General features: G+C 50.5%; 18 protein-coding genes, 2 tRNA genes and 1 pseudogene. 16 read left to right on the top strand and 5 right to left on the bottom strand.

What is annotated here, in order from left to right:
• The first annotated feature begins 273 nt into the window (after positions 1-273).
• The 8 genes from hisS to HMPREF1508_RS07835 all read left to right on the top strand — a co-directional run bounded on the left by hisS (position 274) and on the right by HMPREF1508_RS07835 (position 11,265).
• The gene (gene hisS / locus HMPREF1508_RS07870; RefSeq protein ID WP_044961025.1) at positions 274-1,554 is read left to right on the top strand and encodes a histidine--tRNA ligase; all 1,281 of its coding nucleotides are present in this window, start codon (positions 274-276) and stop codon (positions 1,552-1,554) included.
• A gap of 101 nt (positions 1,555-1,655) precedes the next feature.
• Positions 1,656-3,464, top strand: coding sequence for an aspartate--tRNA ligase (gene aspS / locus HMPREF1508_RS07865; RefSeq protein ID WP_044961023.1), 1,809 nt, complete (start codon positions 1,656-1,658; stop codon positions 3,462-3,464).
• A 497-nt stretch (positions 3,465-3,961) separates the two neighbouring features.
• Positions 3,962-5,134, top strand: coding sequence for an endonuclease/exonuclease/phosphatase family protein (locus HMPREF1508_RS07860; protein WP_044961022.1), 1,173 nt, complete (start codon positions 3,962-3,964; stop codon positions 5,132-5,134).
• A gap of 121 nt (positions 5,135-5,255) precedes the next feature.
• Positions 5,256-6,293: a branched-chain amino acid aminotransferase gene (locus tag HMPREF1508_RS07855; protein ID WP_044961020.1), complete on the top strand. Its 1,038-nt coding sequence runs from the start codon at positions 5,256-5,258 to the stop codon at positions 6,291-6,293.
• A 287-nt stretch (positions 6,294-6,580) separates the two neighbouring features.
• Positions 6,581-6,955: a GntR family transcriptional regulator gene (locus HMPREF1508_RS07850; protein WP_044961018.1), complete on the top strand. Its 375-nt coding sequence runs from the start codon at positions 6,581-6,583 to the stop codon at positions 6,953-6,955.
• A gap of 71 nt (positions 6,956-7,026) precedes the next feature.
• A complete protein-coding gene (locus HMPREF1508_RS07845) occupies positions 7,027-8,340 on the top strand; it encodes a DUF5808 domain-containing protein (RefSeq protein ID WP_198015619.1) in 1,314 nt (437 codons plus the stop codon).
• Between the two features lie 40 nt (positions 8,341-8,380).
• Positions 8,381-9,166 (top strand): YhfC family intramembrane metalloprotease, encoded by a 786-nt coding sequence (locus HMPREF1508_RS07840; RefSeq protein ID WP_198015618.1) that lies wholly within the window; start codon positions 8,381-8,383, stop codon positions 9,164-9,166.
• A 440-nt stretch (positions 9,167-9,606) separates the two neighbouring features.
• Positions 9,607-11,265: a methyltransferase gene (locus HMPREF1508_RS07835; protein ID WP_044961011.1), complete on the top strand. Its 1,659-nt coding sequence runs from the start codon at positions 9,607-9,609 to the stop codon at positions 11,263-11,265.
• A 303-nt stretch (positions 11,266-11,568) separates the two neighbouring features.
• On the opposite strand, the gene HMPREF1508_RS07830 is transcribed toward HMPREF1508_RS07835, so the two are convergent.
• The 4 genes from HMPREF1508_RS07830 to HMPREF1508_RS07815 form a co-directional block, all read right to left on the bottom strand.
• On the bottom strand, positions 11,569-12,438 hold the full coding sequence (locus HMPREF1508_RS07830; RefSeq protein WP_006905472.1) for a nitroreductase family protein: 870 nt from the start codon (positions 12,436-12,438) through the stop codon (positions 11,569-11,571).
• A gap of 235 nt (positions 12,439-12,673) precedes the next feature.
• Positions 12,674-12,757 (bottom strand) — tRNA-Leu (locus HMPREF1508_RS07825).
• 27 nt (positions 12,758-12,784) lie between these two features.
• Positions 12,785-12,868 (bottom strand) — tRNA-Leu (locus HMPREF1508_RS07820).
• An 88-nt stretch (positions 12,869-12,956) separates the two neighbouring features.
• Entirely contained in the window at positions 12,957-13,454 is a 498-nt protein-coding gene (locus HMPREF1508_RS07815; protein WP_044961010.1) for a CYTH domain-containing protein, read from the bottom strand.
• 270 nt (positions 13,455-13,724) lie between these two features.
• Here HMPREF1508_RS07815 and thrH point away from each other — a divergent pair, with 270 nt between their 5' ends.
• A complete protein-coding gene (thrH, locus tag HMPREF1508_RS07810) occupies positions 13,725-14,324 on the top strand; it encodes a bifunctional phosphoserine phosphatase/homoserine phosphotransferase ThrH (protein WP_044961008.1) in 600 nt (199 codons plus the stop codon).
• A 41-nt stretch (positions 14,325-14,365) separates the two neighbouring features.
• On the opposite strand, the gene HMPREF1508_RS07805 is transcribed toward thrH, so the two are convergent.
• The gene (locus HMPREF1508_RS07805) at positions 14,366-15,244 is read right to left on the bottom strand and encodes a shikimate dehydrogenase family protein (RefSeq protein ID WP_044961200.1); all 879 of its coding nucleotides are present in this window, start codon (positions 15,242-15,244) and stop codon (positions 14,366-14,368) included.
• Positions 15,245-15,550: 306 nt separating this feature from the next.
• Here HMPREF1508_RS07805 and aroD point away from each other — a divergent pair, with 306 nt between their 5' ends.
• From aroD to HMPREF1508_RS07770, 7 genes and pseudogenes are all read left to right on the top strand, one after another.
• Positions 15,551-16,333, top strand: coding sequence for a type I 3-dehydroquinate dehydratase (gene aroD, locus HMPREF1508_RS07795; protein WP_044961006.1), 783 nt, complete (start codon positions 15,551-15,553; stop codon positions 16,331-16,333).
• Positions 16,326-17,093 (top strand): shikimate kinase, encoded by a 768-nt coding sequence (locus HMPREF1508_RS07790; RefSeq protein ID WP_084640305.1) that lies wholly within the window; start codon positions 16,326-16,328, stop codon positions 17,091-17,093. The genes aroD and HMPREF1508_RS07790 overlap by 8 nt, the downstream gene beginning before the upstream one ends.
• Positions 17,080-17,262, top strand: a pseudogene (locus tag HMPREF1508_RS07785) (TfoX/Sxy family protein); the annotation flags it as partial. The gene HMPREF1508_RS07790 and the pseudogene HMPREF1508_RS07785, both read left to right, overlap by 14 nt.
• Positions 17,263-17,264: 2 nt before the next feature.
• Complete coding sequence (locus tag HMPREF1508_RS07780) at positions 17,265-17,546, top strand: hypothetical protein (RefSeq protein ID WP_242834537.1); 282 nt, start codon at positions 17,265-17,267, stop codon at positions 17,544-17,546.
• Complete coding sequence (locus HMPREF1508_RS07775; RefSeq protein ID WP_044961003.1) at positions 17,543-18,067, top strand: AAA family ATPase; 525 nt, start codon at positions 17,543-17,545, stop codon at positions 18,065-18,067. Before HMPREF1508_RS07780 ends, HMPREF1508_RS07775 begins: the two co-directional genes overlap by 4 nt.
• Positions 18,068-18,712: 645 nt before the next feature.
• Positions 18,713-18,871, top strand: coding sequence for a hypothetical protein (locus tag HMPREF1508_RS10425; protein WP_198015616.1), 159 nt, complete (start codon positions 18,713-18,715; stop codon positions 18,869-18,871).
• Between the two features lie 127 nt (positions 18,872-18,998).
• The gene (locus HMPREF1508_RS07770; protein ID WP_044961002.1) at positions 18,999-20,306 is read left to right on the top strand and encodes an IS30 family transposase; all 1,308 of its coding nucleotides are present in this window, start codon (positions 18,999-19,001) and stop codon (positions 20,304-20,306) included.
• Positions 20,307-20,445 lie beyond the last annotated feature (139 nt).

Here is a 20,445-nt window from a genome sequence, read left to right as displayed (position 1 = left end):
ACGTGAAAGGGGCCAGGTAATTTTTCACACAGGCTCCTGATCTGTGTTAGAATAGTTGAGATTTCCAGATCTGATGACATAGAAAGAAGGCGGCCCATGGGAAAGTTCGGCAGAAAAAACGGTGACAGCAAGAAGGCTGCGGAGAAGAAGATGGCGCAGCAGCTTGCGGCCTTAAAGCGCAAGCAGGCCAAGAAAAAGTGATGGCGCTGCCCTTAAACAGACTGGAGCGCAGCAAGAAGGCTGCCTGAGACGCAGAAGAACTGGAGGAAGAACATGGCTCTGAGCAAGAAGCCGGTCAACGGAATGAAAGATATCCTGCCCCGCGAAGAGGAGATTCGCGATTATGTGACAGGGATCATCAAGGAGACCTATCGCAGTTTCGGTTTTACACCCATCGAGACTCCCTGTATGGAGAACATTGCCAATCTGAGCAACAAGCAGGGCGGTGAGAATGAGAAGTTGATTTTTAAAGTTCTCAAGAGAGGGGAGAAGCTGCATCTGGATACTGCTCAGACCGAGGAGGACATCGTGGATTACGGGATGCGCTATGATCTGACGGTGCCCCTGTCCCGCTTTTATGCCAACCATGCCAACGACCTGCCCAAGCCGTTTAAGGCTCTGCAGATTGGCAATGTCTGGCGGGCGGAGCACACACAGAGGGGGCGCTTCCGCCAGTTCACCCAGTGCGACATCGATATTTTAGGGGAGCCGTCGAACCTGGCTGAAATCGAGCTGATCTTAGCCACGACGACCTGCATTGGAAGAATCGGATTCAAGAATTTTGAAATCCGGATCAATGAGCGCCGCATTTTAAAGGCTATGGCCTCCTATGCCGGTTTCCCCGAGTCCGACTATGACGAGATCTTCATCACCCTGGATAAGATGGATAAGATTGGTCTGGACGGTGTGGCGGAGAAACTGAAAGAGGACTATGATGACGCGGTTGTAGACAAGTATCTGGAACTCTTTGAGAGTCTGTCGGACAAAAAAGACCTGGTCGACGGGGTCGACTATCTGCTGGCTGCTCTGGGAAGCTTCCTGGACGAGGAGGTTGCCCGTTCTCTAAAGGAGATAGCGACTGCTGTAAATGAAGCGAAGGAGGCGGATTTCACTCTGGTCTTCGATCCTACCCTTGTGCGGGGGATGAGCTACTATACCGGGACTATTTTTGAGATCGCGATTCCGGAGTTTGGGGGCTCCTGCGGCGGCGGCGGCCGATATGATAAGATGGTCGGCGGCTTCACCGGCCAGGACACGCCGGCCTGCGGTTTTTCGATCGGCTTTGAGCGCATTATCATGCTTCTGTTAGAGTCTGATTTTCAAGTCCCGGGAGGCGGCAGGAAGGTTGCTTACCTGGTGGAGAAGAAGTACCCGGTTCAGAAACTGGTCTCTGTTATCAAGCAGGCCAGAGAGGCCAGAGAGGCAGGAGACCAGGTGCTCCTTGTTCGCATGAACAAGAACAAGAGGTTCCAGAAGGAGCAGCTGGCCGCCGAAGGATATGAGGAATTTGTTGAGTTTTATAACCGCGATGAATCGGATTCCTCTGCGTTTTGATTCATGACGACAGGAATGTTTGCTGAGCCTGCATTCCACAGTTCATGACAAGGGAATACTTGCGGTCAGATTGTCCGCATGACACAGAAAGAAGGATATCAATGGCAGAATCAATGCAGGGTTTGCACCGCAGCTGTCGCTGCGCGGAGCTCTCAGAGGCCAATATCGGACAGACGGTTACCCTGATGGGCTGGGTACAGAAGCGGCGCAATCTGGGCAGTCTGATCTTTGTGGACCTGCGCGACCGGTCCGGGCTGATGCAGATTCTCTTTGATGAGAAGATTGTGGGAAGCGAGGGCTTTGCAAGGGCCGGCGGAGTCAGAAGTGAGTATGTGCTTGCTGTCACCGGAAGGGTACAGAAGAGGGAAGCGGCGATCAATGAGAATTTAAAGACCGGATCCATTGAGCTGGCCGCCGAGTCAATTCGCGTGTTGAGTGAGTCTGAGGTTCCTCCCTTTCCCATTGAGGATGGGATCAAGACCAAGGATGAGCTGCGTCTCAAGTACCGCTATCTGGATCTGCGCCGTCCCGAGATGCAGAAGAATCTGATTCTGCGGTCTCAGGTGACAAATCTGATCCGAAAATACATGGCGGAGGACGGTTTTCTGGAGATTGAGACGCCCATGCTTCAGAAGTCCACGCCGGAGGGGGCAAGAGACTATCTGGTTCCCTCCCGCGTTCATCCCGGCTCTTTCTACGCGTTGCCCCAGAGCCCACAGCTCTTTAAGCAGCTCCTGATGGTATCCGGTTTCGACCGCTATTTCCAGATTGCCCGCTGTTTTCGGGATGAGGATCTGCGCGCCGACCGTCAGCCCGAATTCACCCAGGTGGATCTGGAGATGTCTTTTGTCGATATGGAGGATGTGCTTGAGACAACCTCCAGGCTCCTTAGGAATGTTTTCCGTGACGCGATCGGCATTGAGATCCCCGATCCCATTCCACGTATGACCTGGCAGGAGGCTATGGAGCGCTTTGGCTCCGATAAGCCGGATACCCGCTTTGGCATGGAGCTGACAGATGTATCCGATGCGGTTGCAGACTGCGGCTTCAGCGTCTTTACGTCTGCGCTTGCGTCCAAAGGAACCGTCCGCGGCATCAATGTCAGAGGACAGGGGGACATGGGACGCAAGAAGATCGATAAGCTGGTCGATTTGGCAAAAGCCTGCGGAGCCAAGGGCTTAGCTTATATTCAGTGCAGGTCTGACGGGACGGTCAAGTCCTCCTTCTCCAAGTTCATGAGCGAAGAGAAGATGAGCGAACTGATAAAGGCTATGGACGCGCAGGCAGGTGATCTGCTACTCTTTACAGCGGACCGCTTCAAGACCGCGGTAGAGGTATTGGGACAGATTCGTCTGACCCTGGCAAGAGAATTGGATCTGATTCCCGAGGACCAGTTCAACTTCCTCTGGGTTGTCGATTTTCCTGCTTTCGAGTGGTCTGATGAGCAGAATCGTTTCCTGGCCATGCACCATCCCTTCACCATGCCCTACGAGGAGGATTTGGACAAGCTGGAGACCGGCGATTTGAGCTCGATTCGATCCAAGGCCTATGATATTGTCTTAAATGGCGTCGAGCTGGGAGGCGGATCCATTCGAATTCACCAGGACGATATCCAGGAGCGTATGTTCAAGGCGCTGGGCTTTTCTCTGGAAGAGGCCCGTGACCGCTTCGGTTTCCTCTTGACCGCCTTCGAGTATGGGGTTCCCCCACACGCCGGCCTGGCCTTCGGCCTGGATCGGATGATTATGCTTATGACCAATGCGGATTCGATCCGCGATGTGATTGCCTTCCCCAAGGTCAAGGACGCCTCTGACCTGATGACCCAGGCGCCTGGCCCGGTCGATGATAAGCAGCTGGAGGAGTTGTATCTGAAGACGCTTCCCGATGGCCAGGAAAAGATCAAGGAATGAGAGTAAGACCGATTTACGGAAGGATCTGTTCGCCCCTTATCGTTCGTTGAACAGACAAAGGATGGTCAAACAGACGAGGGATAGTCAAATAGATGAAGAATGGCTAAACAGACGAGGGATAGGTAAACAGGCGAAAAATACAAGATAAAATGTGTTGATAAAAGTCGGCTCAAGCCCCTGCGGATGGGAATTGAGCCGCTTTCATTTTTCTTGCGCTTCCCTTTTGTTCAGGAAAACGCAAAATAAGTGAGGCAGTGCAAGGCGAAAGCTTACTGCACTTAGAATTAGAAATGGCAGAATTTGCTTTTCTAATCAAACAGGGTGGTGAAAATAATATTCACACGACAGAGAAGGCCTATGCTATAGTAGAAAGAGACAAGTTATCGGCGCGTAGAAAGAGATAGCTTGCCAGCACGTGGAAAGAGACAAGTTATCGATGCGTCAGAAAAGAGCTTCTTTTAAGTGATTAGGGACATGAGGGGATCTGAGGAGAAAATATGAGGGGAAGAATTTGCAGGGGAGAAAGAGACCGGGAATCCAGGCAGGGTCACAGGATCATCCGAAGGGTGATTGGGATTTTAGTCGGGATTCCTCTGACATTGCTGATCGCCTTTTGCCTGCTTGTAGCCTATCTGACGGTGACAGAATATAAGCCGGATGCCAGAGAGACCATTGCTGTTAACGGGACCGAGAATCAGGCGGCCGAGAAGACAGACAAAAGCGCGGAGAATCAGAAGGGGACGAAAGAGGAGCTCAAGGCCGGGGACTTGCTGTCGGTGCTCAGCTGGAATGTGGGGTACGGAGCTCTGGGGGATAACGCGGACTTCTTCATGGACGGGGGCAAGGGAGTCAAGACTGCCAGCCAGGACCGGGTGAAGGAGAATCTCAATGAAATTGTCACTGAGGTAAAGAAGATAAATCCTGATTTTGCCCTGTTTCAGGAGGTCGATGTCAATTCGCACCGGTCCTATGGAATAGATGAAAGTCAGATCCTGGGTCAGGCCATGCCCCGGGGACAGATGACATTCGCATATAATTTCAAAGTGGCATTCATCCCCTATCCCCTGCCCCCGATCGGGAAGGTGAATTCAGGGCTTGTGACGCTGAGCAGATATCAGATCCGGGATGCCAGCCGGACCTCTCTGCCAAATCCCTTTTCCTGGCCCAATCGCCTGGGAAACTTAAAGCGCTGTCTGGCGGTTCACCGCATTCCGGTATCCAATGGCAAAGAACTGGTTCTGGTCAACCTGCATCTGGAGGCTTACGATGACGGGGAGGGGAAGCTGGCCCAGACAAAGGTGCTCAGAGAGCTGCTGGAAAAGGAGACCGAAGCCGGGAATTATGTGATTGCAGGAGGAGATTTCAATCAGATTTTCTCAAATGTGGATTCCTCCGCTTTCCCGCTCCATGAGGGAAGATGGGAGCCGGGAGTCATTAATTCCGCAGATTTCGGGGAAGGAATGCAGCTTTTAATGGATTCCGGGACGGCATCCTGTCGCAGTCTGGATCAGCCACTGGCCGGGGCGGATCAAAAGGACTTTCAGTTTTACATTATTGACGGCTTTATCTGTTCTGAGAATGTGACAGTAGAGAGTACGCAGACCCAGGATCTGAATTTTCATGCCTCAGACCACAATCCGGTTGTCCTTAAGGCCCGGTTGAGAGAATAAAAGGAATGGGAGCGAAGCATAAAAGGAATGGGAGCGAAGCATTTTCGCCCCCATTTTTGTGCGCGTTTGATCTATAATAAAAGGCACGTTACAGGAGATCTGTCTGAGAAATGAGGAAGATATGGCAAAGCAGAATCTGGATTGGAGTAATCTCGGTTTCACATATATGAAGACCGATAAGAGATATGTCGCTAATTACACTAGGGAGACCGGTCAGTGGGACGAGGGCGCTCTTGTGGACGATGCCAATATCGTCATGAGTGAGGACGCGGGCGTTCTGCAGTACGCGCAGACAGTCTTTGAAGGACTCAAGGCTTATGAGACCAAAGACGGCCGCGTCGTCTGCTTCCGCCCGAACTTAAATGCCAGACGCCTGCACGATTCCGCGGTTCGCCTGGAAATGCCCCCTCTCTCAGAAGACCAGTTCTTAGATTCCATCCGCCAGGTTGTCGCGGCCAATGAGTCCTGGGTTCCCCCCTACGGATCAGGGGCAACGCTCTATGTCCGCCCCTATATGTTCGGTATCAGTCCGGTCATTGGTGTCAAGCCCGCAGATGACTATCAGTATCGTGTCTTTACGACTCCGGTCGGCCCCTATTTCAAGGGCGGCGCCAAACCGATCTATGTCAGGATCACCGACTATGATCGCGCGGCTCCCCATGGGACCGGGAATATCAAGGCAGGTCTCAACTACGCGATGTCGCTCAAGGCAATTATGGAAGCACACAGGGAGGGATTCGCGGAGAATATCTACCTGGATCCCGCGACGCGCACATACCTGGAGGAGACAGGCGGCGCCAATATCCTTCTGATCGATCAGGACGATCATCTGATCGTTCCAAAGTCAGATTCTATTCTCCCCTCCGTCACCAGAAGAAGCCTGGTGTATGTTGCCGAGCACTATCTCGGGATGAAGGTCGATGAGAGACCGGTGACGATTCAGGAAGTGAGAGAGGGCTCGTTCAAGGAGTGCGGACTTTGCGGAACGGCAGCCGTCATCAGCCCCATCGGCAAGATTCATGACCACGGCAAGGATATCTGCTTTGCCTCTGGCATGGAGGAGATGGGCCCCTGGATGACCAAACTGCGCCAGACCTTGCTCGGAATCCAGGAGGGAATCATTGAGGCGCCGGAGGGCTGGATTTTTGAAGTCTGCTGACAGCAGCATTTGCGGATTCCCTCTCTGGCACCCTGATGCGGGCCGGATTTATCTGAGCGCGTAAGAACAAGAAAATAAAAAGCTTTTCAAAGAGGCCGTGATGAAATGAGAATTCATTTCATCACGGTCTCTTTATTCATGAAACAGCTTGTCGTTTGGAGTCTGTGGATTGTAGATGGTCTAGTCAGTGGCATGTGGATAATTTAGTCAGTGGCGGGTCTTGACAAATAAACTATTTGTATTATCATATATGATACAAATAGAAATTAGAGAAAGGAGGGATAGCAATGATTCTTCGCATTGAAGAGGGGATTGACATTCCCATCTATCAGCAGATCAGAAATCAGATTGTCTATGGGATTTCCAGCGGAGCGCTGGCGGCTGGAGAACAGCTGCCCACGGTGCGGGCTCTGGCGGCGGAGATCGGCGTCAATGTCATGACGGTCAGTAAGGCCTATCAGACCCTAAAGGCGGAGGGCTATATTGTGACCGAACGAAAGAGAGGGGCCCGGGTCCGAGAGAAGATGACTGAGAGTAAAAGGCTGTCCCTGGTCAACCGGAGGGAATTGGAACGGATCATTTCAGAGGCCAGGCTGTCTGGTATGAAGAGGGCGGATTTTATTCAGGTTGTCGATCAGATTTATGCGGAGGTGGAATCATGAAGCTGTTATGTCTCTGGAATTTAATCTTCCTGTTGCCTTTTATTTCGGTATCTCTGTTGACAAGATGGTTCATGATTTGGGCTGAAGCCGGCAGAGGGAACATGATTTTCGGCGCGAGCATCCCTGTGGAACTGCGCTGGCCAAACCAGGAGTTTCACAGGCAAGTTGAACCGATCATTCGGCGGATACGCAGGAGATGCTGGCAGACCCTGGCGGCGGAGGCAGTCCTGGCTCTTTTGATCTGCCTGCTGCCAAGAATGTTTTTGGCAGAGATCTTTTGGATGCTGCTGATTTTTCTGGATATGTTTTTAAGCTTTTTCCTCTATGGATGCGGGAATCGAACGATTCGAAGAATTAAGGCCCTCTATAAGAAGGAGGAGAATAGGCCTCAGATTGTCTACGCGGATCTGACCAACAGCGGCAGGGTTCACGGCCTTCATCCCCTGCCATTTGCAGGAGTGCTTCTGGTTAACCTGGTCCTGACGGTCTGCCTGGGGAAAAGCCAGCCGGATTTAAAGCCTGCTTTTTGGGCCCTTATGGGATGTCAGTGCCTGATTGCCCTTCTTTCCTTTTTCATGGACCGCCTGCGCAATCGGGTGATCTCAGCTGACAGCGCAGTGAATGCCAATTATAACCGGGCCAGAAAAAAAGTCATGGCAAAGGCCATGCTTGAACTGATGATTCTTTCGACTTGTCTGCCCCTGGCGATTGGCGCGGCTTATACTGTGAATCAGGGAAATTTGCGCCTGGGTGAATTTGCCAGCATTGCGGGGTTCATAGCCTATTTCCTCTTGGTCATTCTGGTCATTGCCCTGCTGGCATATCGGATGTATCAGATTGACAGGAAATATCAGGGGCAGATGTTCCTTGGCGATGATGACGACGCGCATTGGATCTGGGGCATGTTCTACTATAATCCGAAGGACTCCCGCAACATGGTAGAGAAGCGAGTCGGAATCGGCTCGACCATGAATCTGGCCAGGCCTGCGGGGAAGTGGGCCATGGCTTTTTTAGGACTTGTCATTGCCGCTGTGTTTGTATTTCTGGGATTCTTTGCGGTGGAGGAGACCCTGCCCATGAGGGCGCAGGTCCAGGAAGATGAGGTCATTTGCCGGCAATTGATTGTCAATGAGAGGATCAGGAAAACGGATGTGAGAGATACGGAGCTCTTAGAGCAGATGCCGGAGCCCATTGTAAGGACGAACGGATCAGCGACAGTTGAATACCTCAAGGGAACCTTTCGCGTGGGTCAGGAGAAGGGCTGTCAACTCTTTGTGCGAAGGGATGCCAGGGTCATCCTGCGGATCCGCACGGATCAGAAGACCTACTACATTACAGGAGAGAATGACCGATTGACAGAGGAGCTGTACGGACAGCTGCAATGATGATTATAAGAGGAAAGAACATATGCATGCGCAAGTTTCAATGTTATCGATGATTTTTATGGCTGTCTCCGGGACAATCGCTCTTATGCTTCCCCTGGCTTTGATTATTTTCTTCAGGCGCAGAAAAGGGGCGGATTTAATATCTGCCGGAATCGGAGCCGCTGTTATGATTCTCTTCGCCTTTGTGTTGGAGAGTGGCGTTCACAAGCTGGTAGCTCAATCGCCACTGCATGAGCCAATTGGAGAGAATTTCATTGCCTATGGGATATATGGAGGAGTGATGGCAGCCCTCTTTGAGGAGGTCGGCCGCTACCTGGCTATGCGTTTCCTCATGAAGAAACAGTGGAACAATCCGTCAAATGCCCTCATGTATGGGGCTGGGCATGGAGGGATTGAGGCGATCGTATTGCTGACCATCACCACGATCAATAATCTGGCCTACTCTTTCATGATTAACCGGGGGATGATGGAGGGTCTGATCCAGAAACTGCCCCAGACCGCTCAGGTTCGGATGCAGGAGGCAGTGCAAAAATTGATTATGTCGCCGGCGCCGGTTTTTCTGCTGGGAGCTGTGGAGAGGATCAGCGCCATCTCTCTGCAGATCTGCCTGTCCGTCTTCGTCTGGCTGGCTGTGACCAGGAGAGAAAAGAAATATTTTATATTGGCCTTTGGCCTGCATTTTCTCTTTGATACCCTGGCCGTACTTGTCAATCATTGGATGGGGACAGTTGTAACAGAAATCATCCTTCTGCTGGCGGTGATAACAGTGGTTCTTCTGACGGTCAGACTTTGGAAGAGAGTCAAGAGGAGGATGTCTGTTTTGTAGTTGGTACGCACAGACAGGGCATGCAGGTTTTGGCCGACATCTCTTGTCCTGTAACACCATCATTAGGGTTATAGGGTAAAAGAGGGCAAAAAGATAAGGTAGCTGAGGGGGATCAGCTACCTTAAAAAGGGGGGTATAATAATATAAAAGGGGAAGTGACTTAAGAAATACGATTAGGGGGTGTATTTCTTAGGTCACGTATAATATAGCAGGGCTAAGAAAATGCAACAAGGGAGAATATAGACAAAAATATCGGGGGAGAAACGTTATGTCCTTGTCGGTATTGCTGTCAAAAAAAGCTCTCTTGGGCAAACTCACAAGAAACAGATATATTGTATGCAATCTATAGGTTAATTATCACATAGCCACTGGGCAATTAGCACATAGACGCATTTATCGTCTATACTGGATAAAAGAGGATGGCTGACAGGGGAGACGCAATGAGCGGGCAGAATATCAATGAGATCTTAAGTGATATCCGAGAGGAGAGAAAGATTCGGCAAAATCTGTCTCTGCTTCGGGAGATCCTGCGGGAGAAGTCCAAGTCAGGAACAAAGGAGAAAGGCGCAGGGTCACAGGCATATAAGAATCAGATTCGCGAGGAATGGAAGGAGAGGGACTGGCTCTCCTTTTTCGAAAACGAGGATGCCAAGGTCCGCAAGAATGCGGCGAATCTGGCGGGAGATCTTCTCCTACCGGAAGCTGATGAGGACTGGTCCGGCCGGATTGGCGGGATCCTGTGGAGGGCATATCTGAAGGAGAAAACCCTCTTTGTCCGCAGCATTTATCTCAAGGCGCTTGCCCTGACGGATTGTTCCCCCTATATGGGTGAGATGGAAAAGCGTCTGGATCAGCTGCGGGAGAAACAGTGGTCCCCGGAGGAACTGGCTCATATCCGGGCGGAGCGGCAGGCACTGGAGGCGATCTTGCACAGGAAGGATATTAGAGAATCCTCTCTTCATTGGAGGGGGATTGCAAGTGAGAGGGAGATCCTTCTGGAATGCCAGCCCTATATTTCTGATCTCCTGAAAAAGAGAGTGGATGGAATTCTGAAGGATCCGAGGGCTTCAAGGATTGTTCCGAGAGGGCTGCGGGTCAGGGTGGCAGAGAACAACTATGAGCAGGTGCTGGCCTGTCGGACATATCGGGATTTTCTCTTCTATCTCCCTCTGCGAAAGGGGGCTGTTATCGACAGAAAAGGGGCTGCGGAGGCTATCTGCAGGTCTAAGCTTCTGCCGATTCTGGATGAGATCTATGCCCGGAATGAGAGGGATAAGAGACAGGAGAAGGTGGGGACAGGAAAAGCTTCTTATCGCTTTCGCGTTTCATGGATGAAGCCGGTGAGAAAGGAAAAGAAAAGAGCTGAGGAGGAGCAGGAGGGGTCTGACGCAAGCTGGATCCGCCTTCTGGCAGCGCAGATTGAGGAGAAGTCAAATCATCGTCTGATCAATGTCCCGGGAAACTATCAGCTGGAGATTCTTCTGGCGGCAAAGCGAGACGGAACATATCGGGTCTATCTGAAGCCCTCCCTCTACCAGGATCAGCGCTTTGCCTATCGGCTGCATGCAGAGCCAACATCCATGGCCCCTTATAAGGCGGCCCAGATGACAGAACTGCTTGCGCCTTATTTGCGCAAAGACCGCCAGGTCATTGATCCTCTGGCAGGGGTGGGAAGCCTCTTGATCGAGCGGGCCTATACGCTTGGGATTTTGCCTTTGGGGAGACAGGAGGCGGATTTTTATGCTCTGGACACCTATGGGAAGGCAGTTGCGGAGGGCAGAGAAAACGCGGCCGCGGCCGGTCTGCGCGTTCAGTATATCAACCGCAGCTTTTTTGATTTCAGACACGATTATTCATTTGATGAGATTCTGACAGAAGCGCCGCAGATGGAGGCTGGACAAAGGAAAGAGCGGGAGCGTTTCTATCGGGCCTTTTTTGATCAGGCTGTTGGGATTTTGGCCGGGGATGGACGGATCATGCTGCTGACCGATCAGGGAGATCTGGTGAGAAAGCAGATTCGTCTGCATGACCGGCTTCGCCTGGAACGGGAGATCGACATGGGAGAGAGACGGAGGATCTATGTGATTTTAAGGCGCTGAAAAGCGGCCGTCTCTTTTTGGATCTATTTGCAGGTCAAGCCCGGTATGGTTATGGGCTATGTCATACTTAATATTTATCTGTTGATCCCCATTACGACATTTGTCGTTTCTATTAAGAAAAAGATGATTGCCTTGACCTGGTTCAGGACATAGGATTGCGGATCACGGAAAGATTTTCCGGCACAGGTATGAGAGGGGCAGTGAAGAAATGAAAACGCATTTCTTCACTGCCCCTCAAATTGTGCGCCTTAAATTTCTCGCTTCAAATTTCGCGGGAAAGAGCATCCGTCTGTGAATCAGAGATCAGAAGAGAGTATAGGTCGCTACCGTCTCATACTCCTCGGGCGCGCCCAATTCCGCCGCCGTCTTATCCGCCCCAAAGGACCAGTTTTTGGAGAGGGCATTGTACTGCTTGTAGACGATGCGGAAGTTGAGCATGGCGGCGCCCAGATCCAGTCTCTGGTCTTCATCAGACTGGATATCATCGGATTTGGCGATCAGATAGAGATATTTGCCGGTGTCGATGAAGCGATAGGCCTGACGGTTGAGAAGAGATGGAGCAAGGCTTGCCGCGTAGAGTCCCTTGCCCAGGTCCGGATCAACCTCGTCAGAAGTCCAGTCTTTTACCATCTGACCCCATTTGTCCTTGTAGGCGATCTCCTGCAGAGAGATCTTGGGTGCGATATGCCCCTTGCGGGAGGATACTTTGACATCAGACATGGTCTTGATATCCAGGCGGGGACCTTCCTCCTCCTTGAATCCGTAGCCGCAGGCGATAATGGCGGCGGGAATGAGATCAGAGGTCCAGCGGAGGGCGGCCCTGGCAGCCTTGACATCTTCGATGGTCAGCCAGCAGGAGGAGAGACCAAGGTCAGTCATCTTGAGAATCAGATTCTCTCCCAGGAAGCCGGCGTTCATGTACATGTGCTCGTGTTCAGCGGATGCAATGACAAAATAGAGGGGTGCGTGAAAGGCATTGCCCTGGTAGCCGACAACTCCCTCCAGCCGATCCGCCATGCCCTTGCAGGCCGTGAGGCTGACTTCAAGCTCGGGGATCAGCTTTTCACTGTCAGTAAAATAGGCAGTGATTTCGTCGATCAGAGCGTCCGAAACAGCCTTATCGTGGTATTTGCGGATGGATTCGCGCCTTTCAATGAGCTCTTCGTAATTCATAGGTAACCTCCCATCAATCGAAACGTATTCCTGAAAATATTATACACAATGAAAGATGGATCCGCACTTTTCGCTTGAAAAAACGCGCTTTCCGGAAGGGAAAGGAAGGAAAAAGCCAGTACCCCTGTAAAAAAGTTCCTATGTCATACAAAGAAAAAACCATACGCAACGCAATAAGAAAACTTACTTCGACAAAGAAAAAAGCCCCAGGCTCAAACCTGGGACTCTGATGAAATGCGGAAGATGGGACTTGAACCCACACGACATTGCTGCCACAAGATCCTTAGTCTTGCTCGTCTGCCAGTTCCGACACTTCCGCATATCATCTGACAAGCAGATGACGAAGTGCAGGAGATGGGACTTGAACCCACACGACATTGCTGCCACAGGCACCTGAAGCCTGCGCGTCTGCCAATTCCGCCACTCCTGCGCAACATAGATGATACTACAGGATATCCGAAGCCTTGTCAACAGAAAAAATATTTTGCGGGCAAAGGGAAGGACTCGGGACGGGGGACTCAGCCTGTCGAAGGCCTTGCCCTTGTCTGAAGCCAGTAAGCGCCCATGGATTGACCGGGCTCTTCTGATACGTCCCTGCCCAGGTAAGAGGCCAGAAGAGGCGAGGGATGCCAGCTCCTGGCGGCCTCTTCCGTCGGGTATTCGATTTCCGCATACCAGAATTCCGTGTCCGATCCGCAGTCGACATGGTTGACCTCCAGTTTCAGACCGTCAGACAGGGCATATGTGCGCCGGGTTTTAGGGATGAGGGGGAGGGCGATCATTTCTTCCAGTTCCTGAAATTGATCCGGACTGATTTCAATCTCTATTTCCCGTCGCACGATTCCCGATCCGCTCTTGAAGCAGAGAATATCGTGCGTCTCTCCATCGGACATCTTTTCCTCGCGAATGCGGACGGTGGGGCGGACGGACAGATATCCCTGGCGCATGGTCTGCTCATAGAGGAGAGAAAGTCCCCGGGGCCAGTCGGTCACGATCCATTTGCGCTCAATTTCCATTTTGTTTCCTCGTATGTAATCACCTTAAGATTTCTGATTGTTAGGGTCAGGAATCGTTTCTCGCTGTGAGATGGCATGTTTATAGGCGTGTTATTTTCTTCTTGGCTGTTTGCGCTTTTCTCAGTTGACGCAAGAATTTTATCACAAATCATACTGTGACAAAGGGCTCCTTATGATAAAATTGTGCTCAATATGCAGAGGATGCATGGTCTGATGCAGGCTTGCCTTTGACGAGCCTCTTGTTGACATTTGTGGAAAGACGGTTAAGAGATGAAGATTGTATGCCTGGATTTGGAGGGAGTTTTAGTCCCGGAGATTTGGATTGAGTTTGCGGAGCAGACCGGAATCAAGGAGCTTGCGCGGACGACCCGCGATGAGCCGGATTATGACAAGCTGATGAAGTTTCGCATCCGAATTCTGCGAGAATATGGCCTTGGGCTGAAAGAGATTCAGGAGACCATCGCCAGGATCGAGCCTCTGCCGGGAGCCAGAGAATTTTTGGATCGACTGAGGGCAGAGACGCAGCTTGTGATTGTGAGCGACACCTTCGAGCAGTTCGCCATGCCCCTGATGAAGAAGCTTGCCTATCCCAGTATTTTCTGCAATCGCCTGACTGTAGATGAGAAAGGACAGATCAGAGGCTATGAGATGCGCTGCAAGCCCTCCAAGCTGATTACCGTCCGCAAATTGCAGGAGATGGGCTTTGATACCATCGCGGCCGGCGACAGTTTCAATGATCTGGATATGATTGAGGCCTCTTTCCTGGGAATTCTCTTTCGAACGACCGACCAGATAAAAAGGGACTATCCCCAGTATCCGGCAATTGAGACCTATGAGGAATTCTATCAGATCATTCACGCGGCCCTGTAGGAGAAAGAGCTCCCGATCTCCGCAGTCATCGTCGACAGAACTCAGGTCGCCTCCGTAAAAAGGGATCGGATCTGTTCGACGGGCATGTCCCTGCCGGTCCAGAGCTTGAAGGAGGCCGCGCCCTGAAAGAGAAGCATGTAGAGTCCGTTGGCATGTGCCAGACCTCTCCCCCTGGCCCGGGCCAGGAGGGGGGTGGTCAGGGGATGGTAAATGATATCGGAGACGAAGAGTCCCGGGTGCATGAGGTCCGCGTCGACCAGGCTGCGCGGATCCTCCGCCATGCCAACGCTGGTCGCATTGGTCAGAAGCTGGCTGTCGGCAATGGATCGGGCCAGAGCATTTGAATCGGCTATATCCAGAAGCCGAATGGGAGTCCCCGTCTCTCTCTCGACTTGCGTCAGGAAGCTGCGGCTTGTCTCAAAGGTCTGGTTACGGCGCTTAAAGACCCGAATCTCTTGGATGCCGTCTAAGGCTGCCTGGACCAGAATCGAGCGGGCGGCTCCGCCGGCCCCGAGGAGTGTCATGGTCTTGCCGGTGATGTCAAAGCCGACATCGCGCAGGGAGTCAAGGTATCCGATCCCGTCTGTGCTGTGACCGATGAGCCGTCCCCCGTCATTGACAATGGTATTGACGGAATGACAGAGGCGGGAGGCCAAAGAGAGTTCATCCAGACAGGGAATGACCGCTGTCTTTAAAGGCATGGTCAGGTTGGCACCCAGGAAATTCATCTCTTTTAAGGCATCGAGGAGGAGGGGAAGATGATCGGCGTCTGTGTCGAAAGCCAGATAGGCCAGGTCTTCATGGCAGATTTGGGCGGCGAGATTGTGCATGGCCGGACTCATGGAGTGAGCTACCGGGTGGCCCAGGAGGCAGGCCAGACGGGTCCGGCCGGAGATCGACGGAACAATATTTTTATGCATGTGAAAATTTGTATTCATGATAGGCATTTTACAACGCCTTGTATGGATTGAGCAATTCGTATCTGATCCGGATGAAGCAATTCAATTCGCACGCGATTTCGATCGAATCATGCATATGGGTGATTTATATGAATTTGCAGGGGCGATTCATATAAAGATGTATGGGAATTGCAGAGAGAAGAAGCTTGTTTTATGATGGATCTAACCGCAAAGCGTCTGTTTGAGAAGGTGTCTTCAACGGATGATGAGGGCGCGACGGGGGAAAATCTGGAAGAGCTGACAGGTTAGAGTAGGGGGGAGAAGAATATGAGTAGAGAGCTTGTGATCAAAGATATCGCCTTGGGAAAAGGAGTTCCGGTGATCTGTGTTTCCGTGACAGAGTCTGCCCCGGAGGCGATTCTTGCAGAAGCGAGGCGTCTGGTTTCGGCGGGCGTTCAGATGATCGAGTGGCGTCTGGACTACCTTGAGGATCCGGCCAATACCAATGTGATCCGCCAGCTGCTTATGGATTTAAAACCTATTTGTGAGAATTGCATTCTCCTTGCAACCCTGCGCACCAGCAGCCAGGGGGGGAGAGCCAGACTGGACGAGAAGGCATTTGCCAAGAGTCTGATGGCGATCGCGACCTCCCATGTGGCAGACCTGATCGATGTGGAGTACTTCTTTAAGAAAGAGGGAGAAAAGGACCTGATCTCCTCGCTGCAGAGGGAAGGCGCCAGAGTGATTGCAAGTCAGCATGATTTTCACAAAACTCCCTCCGCCATGGATCTGATTTCAACATTGCTGACCATGGAGGAGAGCGGGGCAGACCTGGTCAAGATCGCTGTCATGCCTCACAGCAGCGGGGATGTCCTCCATCTTCTGGACGCTTCGTCTACCTTCTCTGAAAATACGCAGACGCCTTTGATTTCCATGGCCATGGGACGGCTGGGGGCGATTTCACGCGTCGGAGGCGAACTCTTTGGCTCTTGCGTCACCTTCGCCTCGATGGGCGCCTCATCGGCGCCGGGGCAGTTTCCGATTGAGGATGTGAGGACGGTCATGGAGATTTTGCACCGCTATTCCGCGCCGGAGGACCAGAATGATTAAGAATCTCTATCTGGTCGGTTTCATGGGAGTTGGGAAATCGACGATTGCACGCGCCCTGCGCAGGCGGATCGGCTGGGAGCTTGTGGATATAGATTCTATGATTGTGCGAGAGCAGGGAATGCCCGTCGCGCAGATTTTTGCCGAGAGGGGCGAGGAGGAATTTCGACGGATTGAGTCCGAGACCCTGGCGAGAATATCAGAGGGCAAACATCAGATTATCTCCTGCGGTGGAGGTGTTCCCATGCGTCAGGAGAATATCCGCATTATGAAGGAGAACGGAATCTGCATCCTCCTGACCGCCTCGCCCTATGTCATCTTAAGGAGGGTGGAGAAGGATACCTCCCGACCGCTCCTGCAGGGGAAGAAGACGATCAAGGGCATTTCCGGACTGATGAGAGAGCGAATGCCCTATTATGAGAAGGCCTGTGACGAGAGGGTTTCCGTCAATCGGCGGACCGTTCGCATGGTGGTGGATGAAATTGTCCGCCGTATGACAAAGCGGGGCTATGTCCAAGAGCAAAATCGTGAACAAAGCAGAGAAAAAAATGAGATCAGGGAGCCCGGGGGAGGAAGGCGAAAAGACAGGATCCGAGGAGCCGGAGCGCAAGATCTAAAACAGGGCCAGGGATGGGGATCCGGTGAAAGCAGAGCAACCGGGGATAGAACACAAAAGCGACCCAAGACCGACCAAAGACTCAGAGCGGAGCGCAAAAGTAAGAACGGAGAGCGCAAGGGGGATAGAAAAAATGGCTTCAAGTAAAGAATATTTAGATTTTATTTTAGAACAACTATCCGATTTGGAAGAAATAACATATAGATCAATGATGGGCGAATATATTATTTATTATCGCGGAAAAATTGTTGGTGAAATTTATGATGATAGGCTTTTAGTGAAGCCTGTTAAACCTGCAATAGCATATATGCCAACGATGTGTGGATTGGGCAGAATGCAGTGATTCTTCCCGGAGTAAACATCGAGGACGGTGCAATCATTGGAGCTAACAGTGTTGTGGGCACCAAAGTTGCTCCCTATACTATAGTGGCGGGAAATCCAGCAAAGGTCATAAGAAAACAATTTGATGAAGAATTGATCGATCTGATGCTCCGCTTCAAATGGTGGGATAAGAGTATCGGAGAAATCAATAGCCTTATTCCAATCTTAACGTGCAGTGATTTGGAAAAGGTTAGAGAAGAATTGAAGGCAAAACTATGATCATACTGATAACAGGTGCATCACACACCGGAAAAACGCTTCTGGCACAGAAGATGCTCGAAAAATACCATTATCCGTATCTGTCAATTGATCATCTAAAAATGGGACTGATCCGCAGCGGGAATACCAATCTCACGCCGGAGGACGATGATGATCTTACAACTTATCTTTGGCCGATTGTCCGGGAAATGATAAAGACCGCAATCGAGAATAAACAAAACCTGATTGTGGAGGGCTGCTATATTCCATTTGATTGGAGAAAGGATTTTGATGAGACATATTTGCCCTCTATTAAGTTCATCTGCCTTGCGATGACGGACGCATATATTGATGCCCATTTCCACGAGATAAAGAAATATGGGTCTGCAATAGAATCGAGGTTGGATGATACTTACTGTAAAATTGACAGTTTAAAAAAAGATAATCGTATTTACATTGAGGGATATGAACGAAGCGGTGAGCAAGTCACACTCATTAATTCGGATTACGACTCGACAATTCAGACTTTATTTCAAGGTTAAATCCAGTTTCATGAGGAGAGCGCAATGTACGCACAGGCAGCGATAAAACAGAATACCTTACTCCGTAACGGTGCATACGGCATCGTTATGAGGGGTGTGCAAAAAAGCACCTGTGCGGGTGCATCGTTAAGGGGGTAGAAATTTCGCTCCGTTATGTTGTATCAAATTAGACACGGCAACAGATTCGGCTTGCGGGACTTCCGGATTCCTTGTTACCAGCGGGGATTATTTAAGAGAAAAATACAAGAAGGATGTCCTTCTTGATAAGCAGAACAGAAACCATTTCATGAATGACATGTTCCATCGATATGGCATGGACAGACAAACTTATTGCCTCCTTTCGGCGATTAGAGTTGTGGTGACTTAATCATACCGATGGCAAGAAGCTATGTCTATTTAATTGAATTTGTGAAACTTTTTGCGTTATCTCCATAAGGTGGACAGATTCTATGATCAATGTGATTAGCCATCAACACGTTTTGTTCTATAACCCTATTTATACAGCATCATTACTTGTTCAACTTGATTTTACAATCGGCGAAAAATAAAAGCTTTATAGGATGGTCACTTGAAAAAGTGATTAGGTGACGATGAATATATTGATATAATGGAACCAGATAAATTTGAATTTCTAAGGGGGTTACCATGGAAAACTTTTGGGAAACGAGCAAATATTATACCGAAAACTATGTGGAAGAATCACTTACGGATGAAATGATTACATTCAGTGAAAAGGAGCTGGGATATAAGCTTCCCCTCAATTGTAAACTGAGATTCCATACCCAGGATCTCAGGCAGAGTTAATCATCAATAGTTACATATCAGGGAAGAAGGGTATGGATTCTTCCTTACAAAGATGAGATGGGCTGGAAAGCCTGTCTCATTTTTTGCTATCTTTAAGACCTCTGGCGGTCGTTAGAAAGGAACCGCTATGTCTAAATTTTTAACCTATGAGGACCGTCTGGAGATTGCCAGCGGTCTCAAAGAGCATCAGTCGTTCGGTGCAATCGGCAGAAATCTCGGGAAAGACCGGACAACGATTGCCAAGGAAGTAAAACGATACTCCTTTGATAAAAAGAGTGGGCGCCCAGGCTATCCCTTTAACCCATGCAAGCTTAGGAAAGGCTGTAAACGTAAGTGCATCTGCGAAAACAGATGCACTCATACCTCGCTTTATAAGTGCAGCCTGTGCGCAGAATGCTACCGACACTGTAAGGACTTTGCTGAGGATGTCTGTACCGTCAAGAATAAACCTCCTTACGTCTGTAACGGATGTGGAGAGATGAGCAACTGCACCCTCCTGAAAAAGCTCTATGATCCCGCAGATGCCCATATCCGGGCGGAGAAGTCCATCTCAGAAGCCCGTACTGGAATCCTGACGGATGAAGCCACGATTGCAAGGATCAATGCCATCATCACCCCTCTGGTAAAGAATGGTCAGTCTCTCCATCAGATCTATCTTGATCATGTAGATGAGCTCATGTGCAGCGAGAAGACCCTTTACAACTATGTAGACGCCCAGCTCTTTGACGTCAGGAACATCGACCTTCCAAGGAAGGTGAAATATCGTCCGCGGTATAAGAAGCCGGAGTTCAAAGTAGACAGAGGCTGCCGCATAGGGCGGAGCTATCAGGATTTTCTGAAGTTCATGGAGACAGAACCTGAGACCCATATCGTCCAGATGGACAGCGTTATCGGCAAAGTCGGAGGCAAATGCCTTCTTACAATCCACTTCGTGGATACCAGTCTGATGTTGGCTTTCCTTCGCGATGCGAATACCTCGCGATCAGTTATCGATATATTCAACCGTCTGGATTACGCCCTGGGCACCGTTCTCTTTGAAAAGCTCTTTCCTGTGATTCTTACCGACAATGGCAGCGAGTTTTCAAATCCCAAAGAGATAGAGTACCGGGAGAACTTTGGTGAATCCCATTCCCTCATGAGGACCAGGGTCTATTACTGCGATCCAAGCAGTCCGTATCAGAAGGGCTCCTGCGAGGTCAATCATGAGCTGATCCGGAGGATACTGCCCAAGGGTTCCAGCTTTGATGACCTGACTCAGGAAGATGTGACCCGGATGATGGACCACATCAACTCGTACAAAAGAAAGAAGCTGAATGACCGCACACCATACGACTCATTCAGCTTCCTGTATGGAGAAGAAGTGCTTAAAAAACTGGGATGTTCAAAGGTTGCCGCCGAGAACATCATCCTGAAGCCAAAACTTCTCAAGAAGTAACCATTATTCAGACACGGCCGCCAGAGAAAAACACAACTGAGCACCTGAAGTAAGGGATGGAATCTCCGTATACAAAAAGTTTCGAGCGTGATTCGATCTCTGTTTGCTATGCAGAAATTTGGTCTGGAGTCATTATAGC

This window comes from Shuttleworthella sp. MSX8B, assembly GCF_000524295.1.
In the GTDB taxonomy this organism is placed as follows: Bacteria; Bacillota; Clostridia; order Lachnospirales; family Lachnospiraceae; genus Shuttleworthia; species Shuttleworthia satelles.
This window is presented reverse-complemented; position numbering and strand designations above follow the sequence as displayed.

Bases quoted from the DNA above. Each gene is read 5' to 3' on its own strand.
- hisS (WP_044961025.1), top strand. From the start codon at position 274: ATGGCTCTGAGCAAGAAGCCGGTCAACGGAATGAAAGATATCCTGCCC.
- aspS (WP_044961023.1), top strand. From the start codon at position 1,656: ATGGCAGAATCAATGCAGGGTTTGCACCGCAGCTGTCGCTGCGCGGAG.
- HMPREF1508_RS07860 (WP_044961022.1), top strand. From the start codon at position 3,962: ATGAGGGGAAGAATTTGCAGGGGAGAAAGAGACCGGGAATCCAGGCAG.
- HMPREF1508_RS07855 (WP_044961020.1), top strand. From the start codon at position 5,256: ATGGCAAAGCAGAATCTGGATTGGAGTAATCTCGGTTTCACATATATG.
- HMPREF1508_RS07850 (WP_044961018.1), top strand. From the start codon at position 6,581: ATGATTCTTCGCATTGAAGAGGGGATTGACATTCCCATCTATCAGCAG.
- HMPREF1508_RS07845 (WP_198015619.1), top strand. From the start codon at position 7,027: ATGATTTGGGCTGAAGCCGGCAGAGGGAACATGATTTTCGGCGCGAGC.
- HMPREF1508_RS07840 (WP_198015618.1), top strand. From the start codon at position 8,381: ATGTTATCGATGATTTTTATGGCTGTCTCCGGGACAATCGCTCTTATG.
- HMPREF1508_RS07835 (WP_044961011.1), top strand. From the start codon at position 9,607: ATGAGCGGGCAGAATATCAATGAGATCTTAAGTGATATCCGAGAGGAG.
- HMPREF1508_RS07830 (WP_006905472.1), bottom strand. From the start codon at position 12,438: ATGAATTACGAAGAGCTCATTGAAAGGCGCGAATCCATCCGCAAATAC.
- HMPREF1508_RS07815 (WP_044961010.1), bottom strand. From the start codon at position 13,454: ATGGAAATTGAGCGCAAATGGATCGTGACCGACTGGCCCCGGGGACTT.
- thrH (WP_044961008.1), top strand. From the start codon at position 13,725: ATGAAGATTGTATGCCTGGATTTGGAGGGAGTTTTAGTCCCGGAGATT.
- HMPREF1508_RS07805 (WP_044961200.1), bottom strand. From the start codon at position 15,244: ATGCATAAAAATATTGTTCCGTCGATCTCCGGCCGGACCCGTCTGGCC.
- aroD (WP_044961006.1), top strand. From the start codon at position 15,551: ATGAGTAGAGAGCTTGTGATCAAAGATATCGCCTTGGGAAAAGGAGTT.
- HMPREF1508_RS07790 (WP_084640305.1), top strand. From the start codon at position 16,326: ATGATTAAGAATCTCTATCTGGTCGGTTTCATGGGAGTTGGGAAATCG.
- HMPREF1508_RS07775 (WP_044961003.1), top strand. From the start codon at position 17,543: ATGATCATACTGATAACAGGTGCATCACACACCGGAAAAACGCTTCTG.
- HMPREF1508_RS10425 (WP_198015616.1), top strand. From the start codon at position 18,713: ATGGAAAACTTTTGGGAAACGAGCAAATATTATACCGAAAACTATGTG.
- HMPREF1508_RS07770 (WP_044961002.1), top strand. From the start codon at position 18,999: ATGTCTAAATTTTTAACCTATGAGGACCGTCTGGAGATTGCCAGCGGT.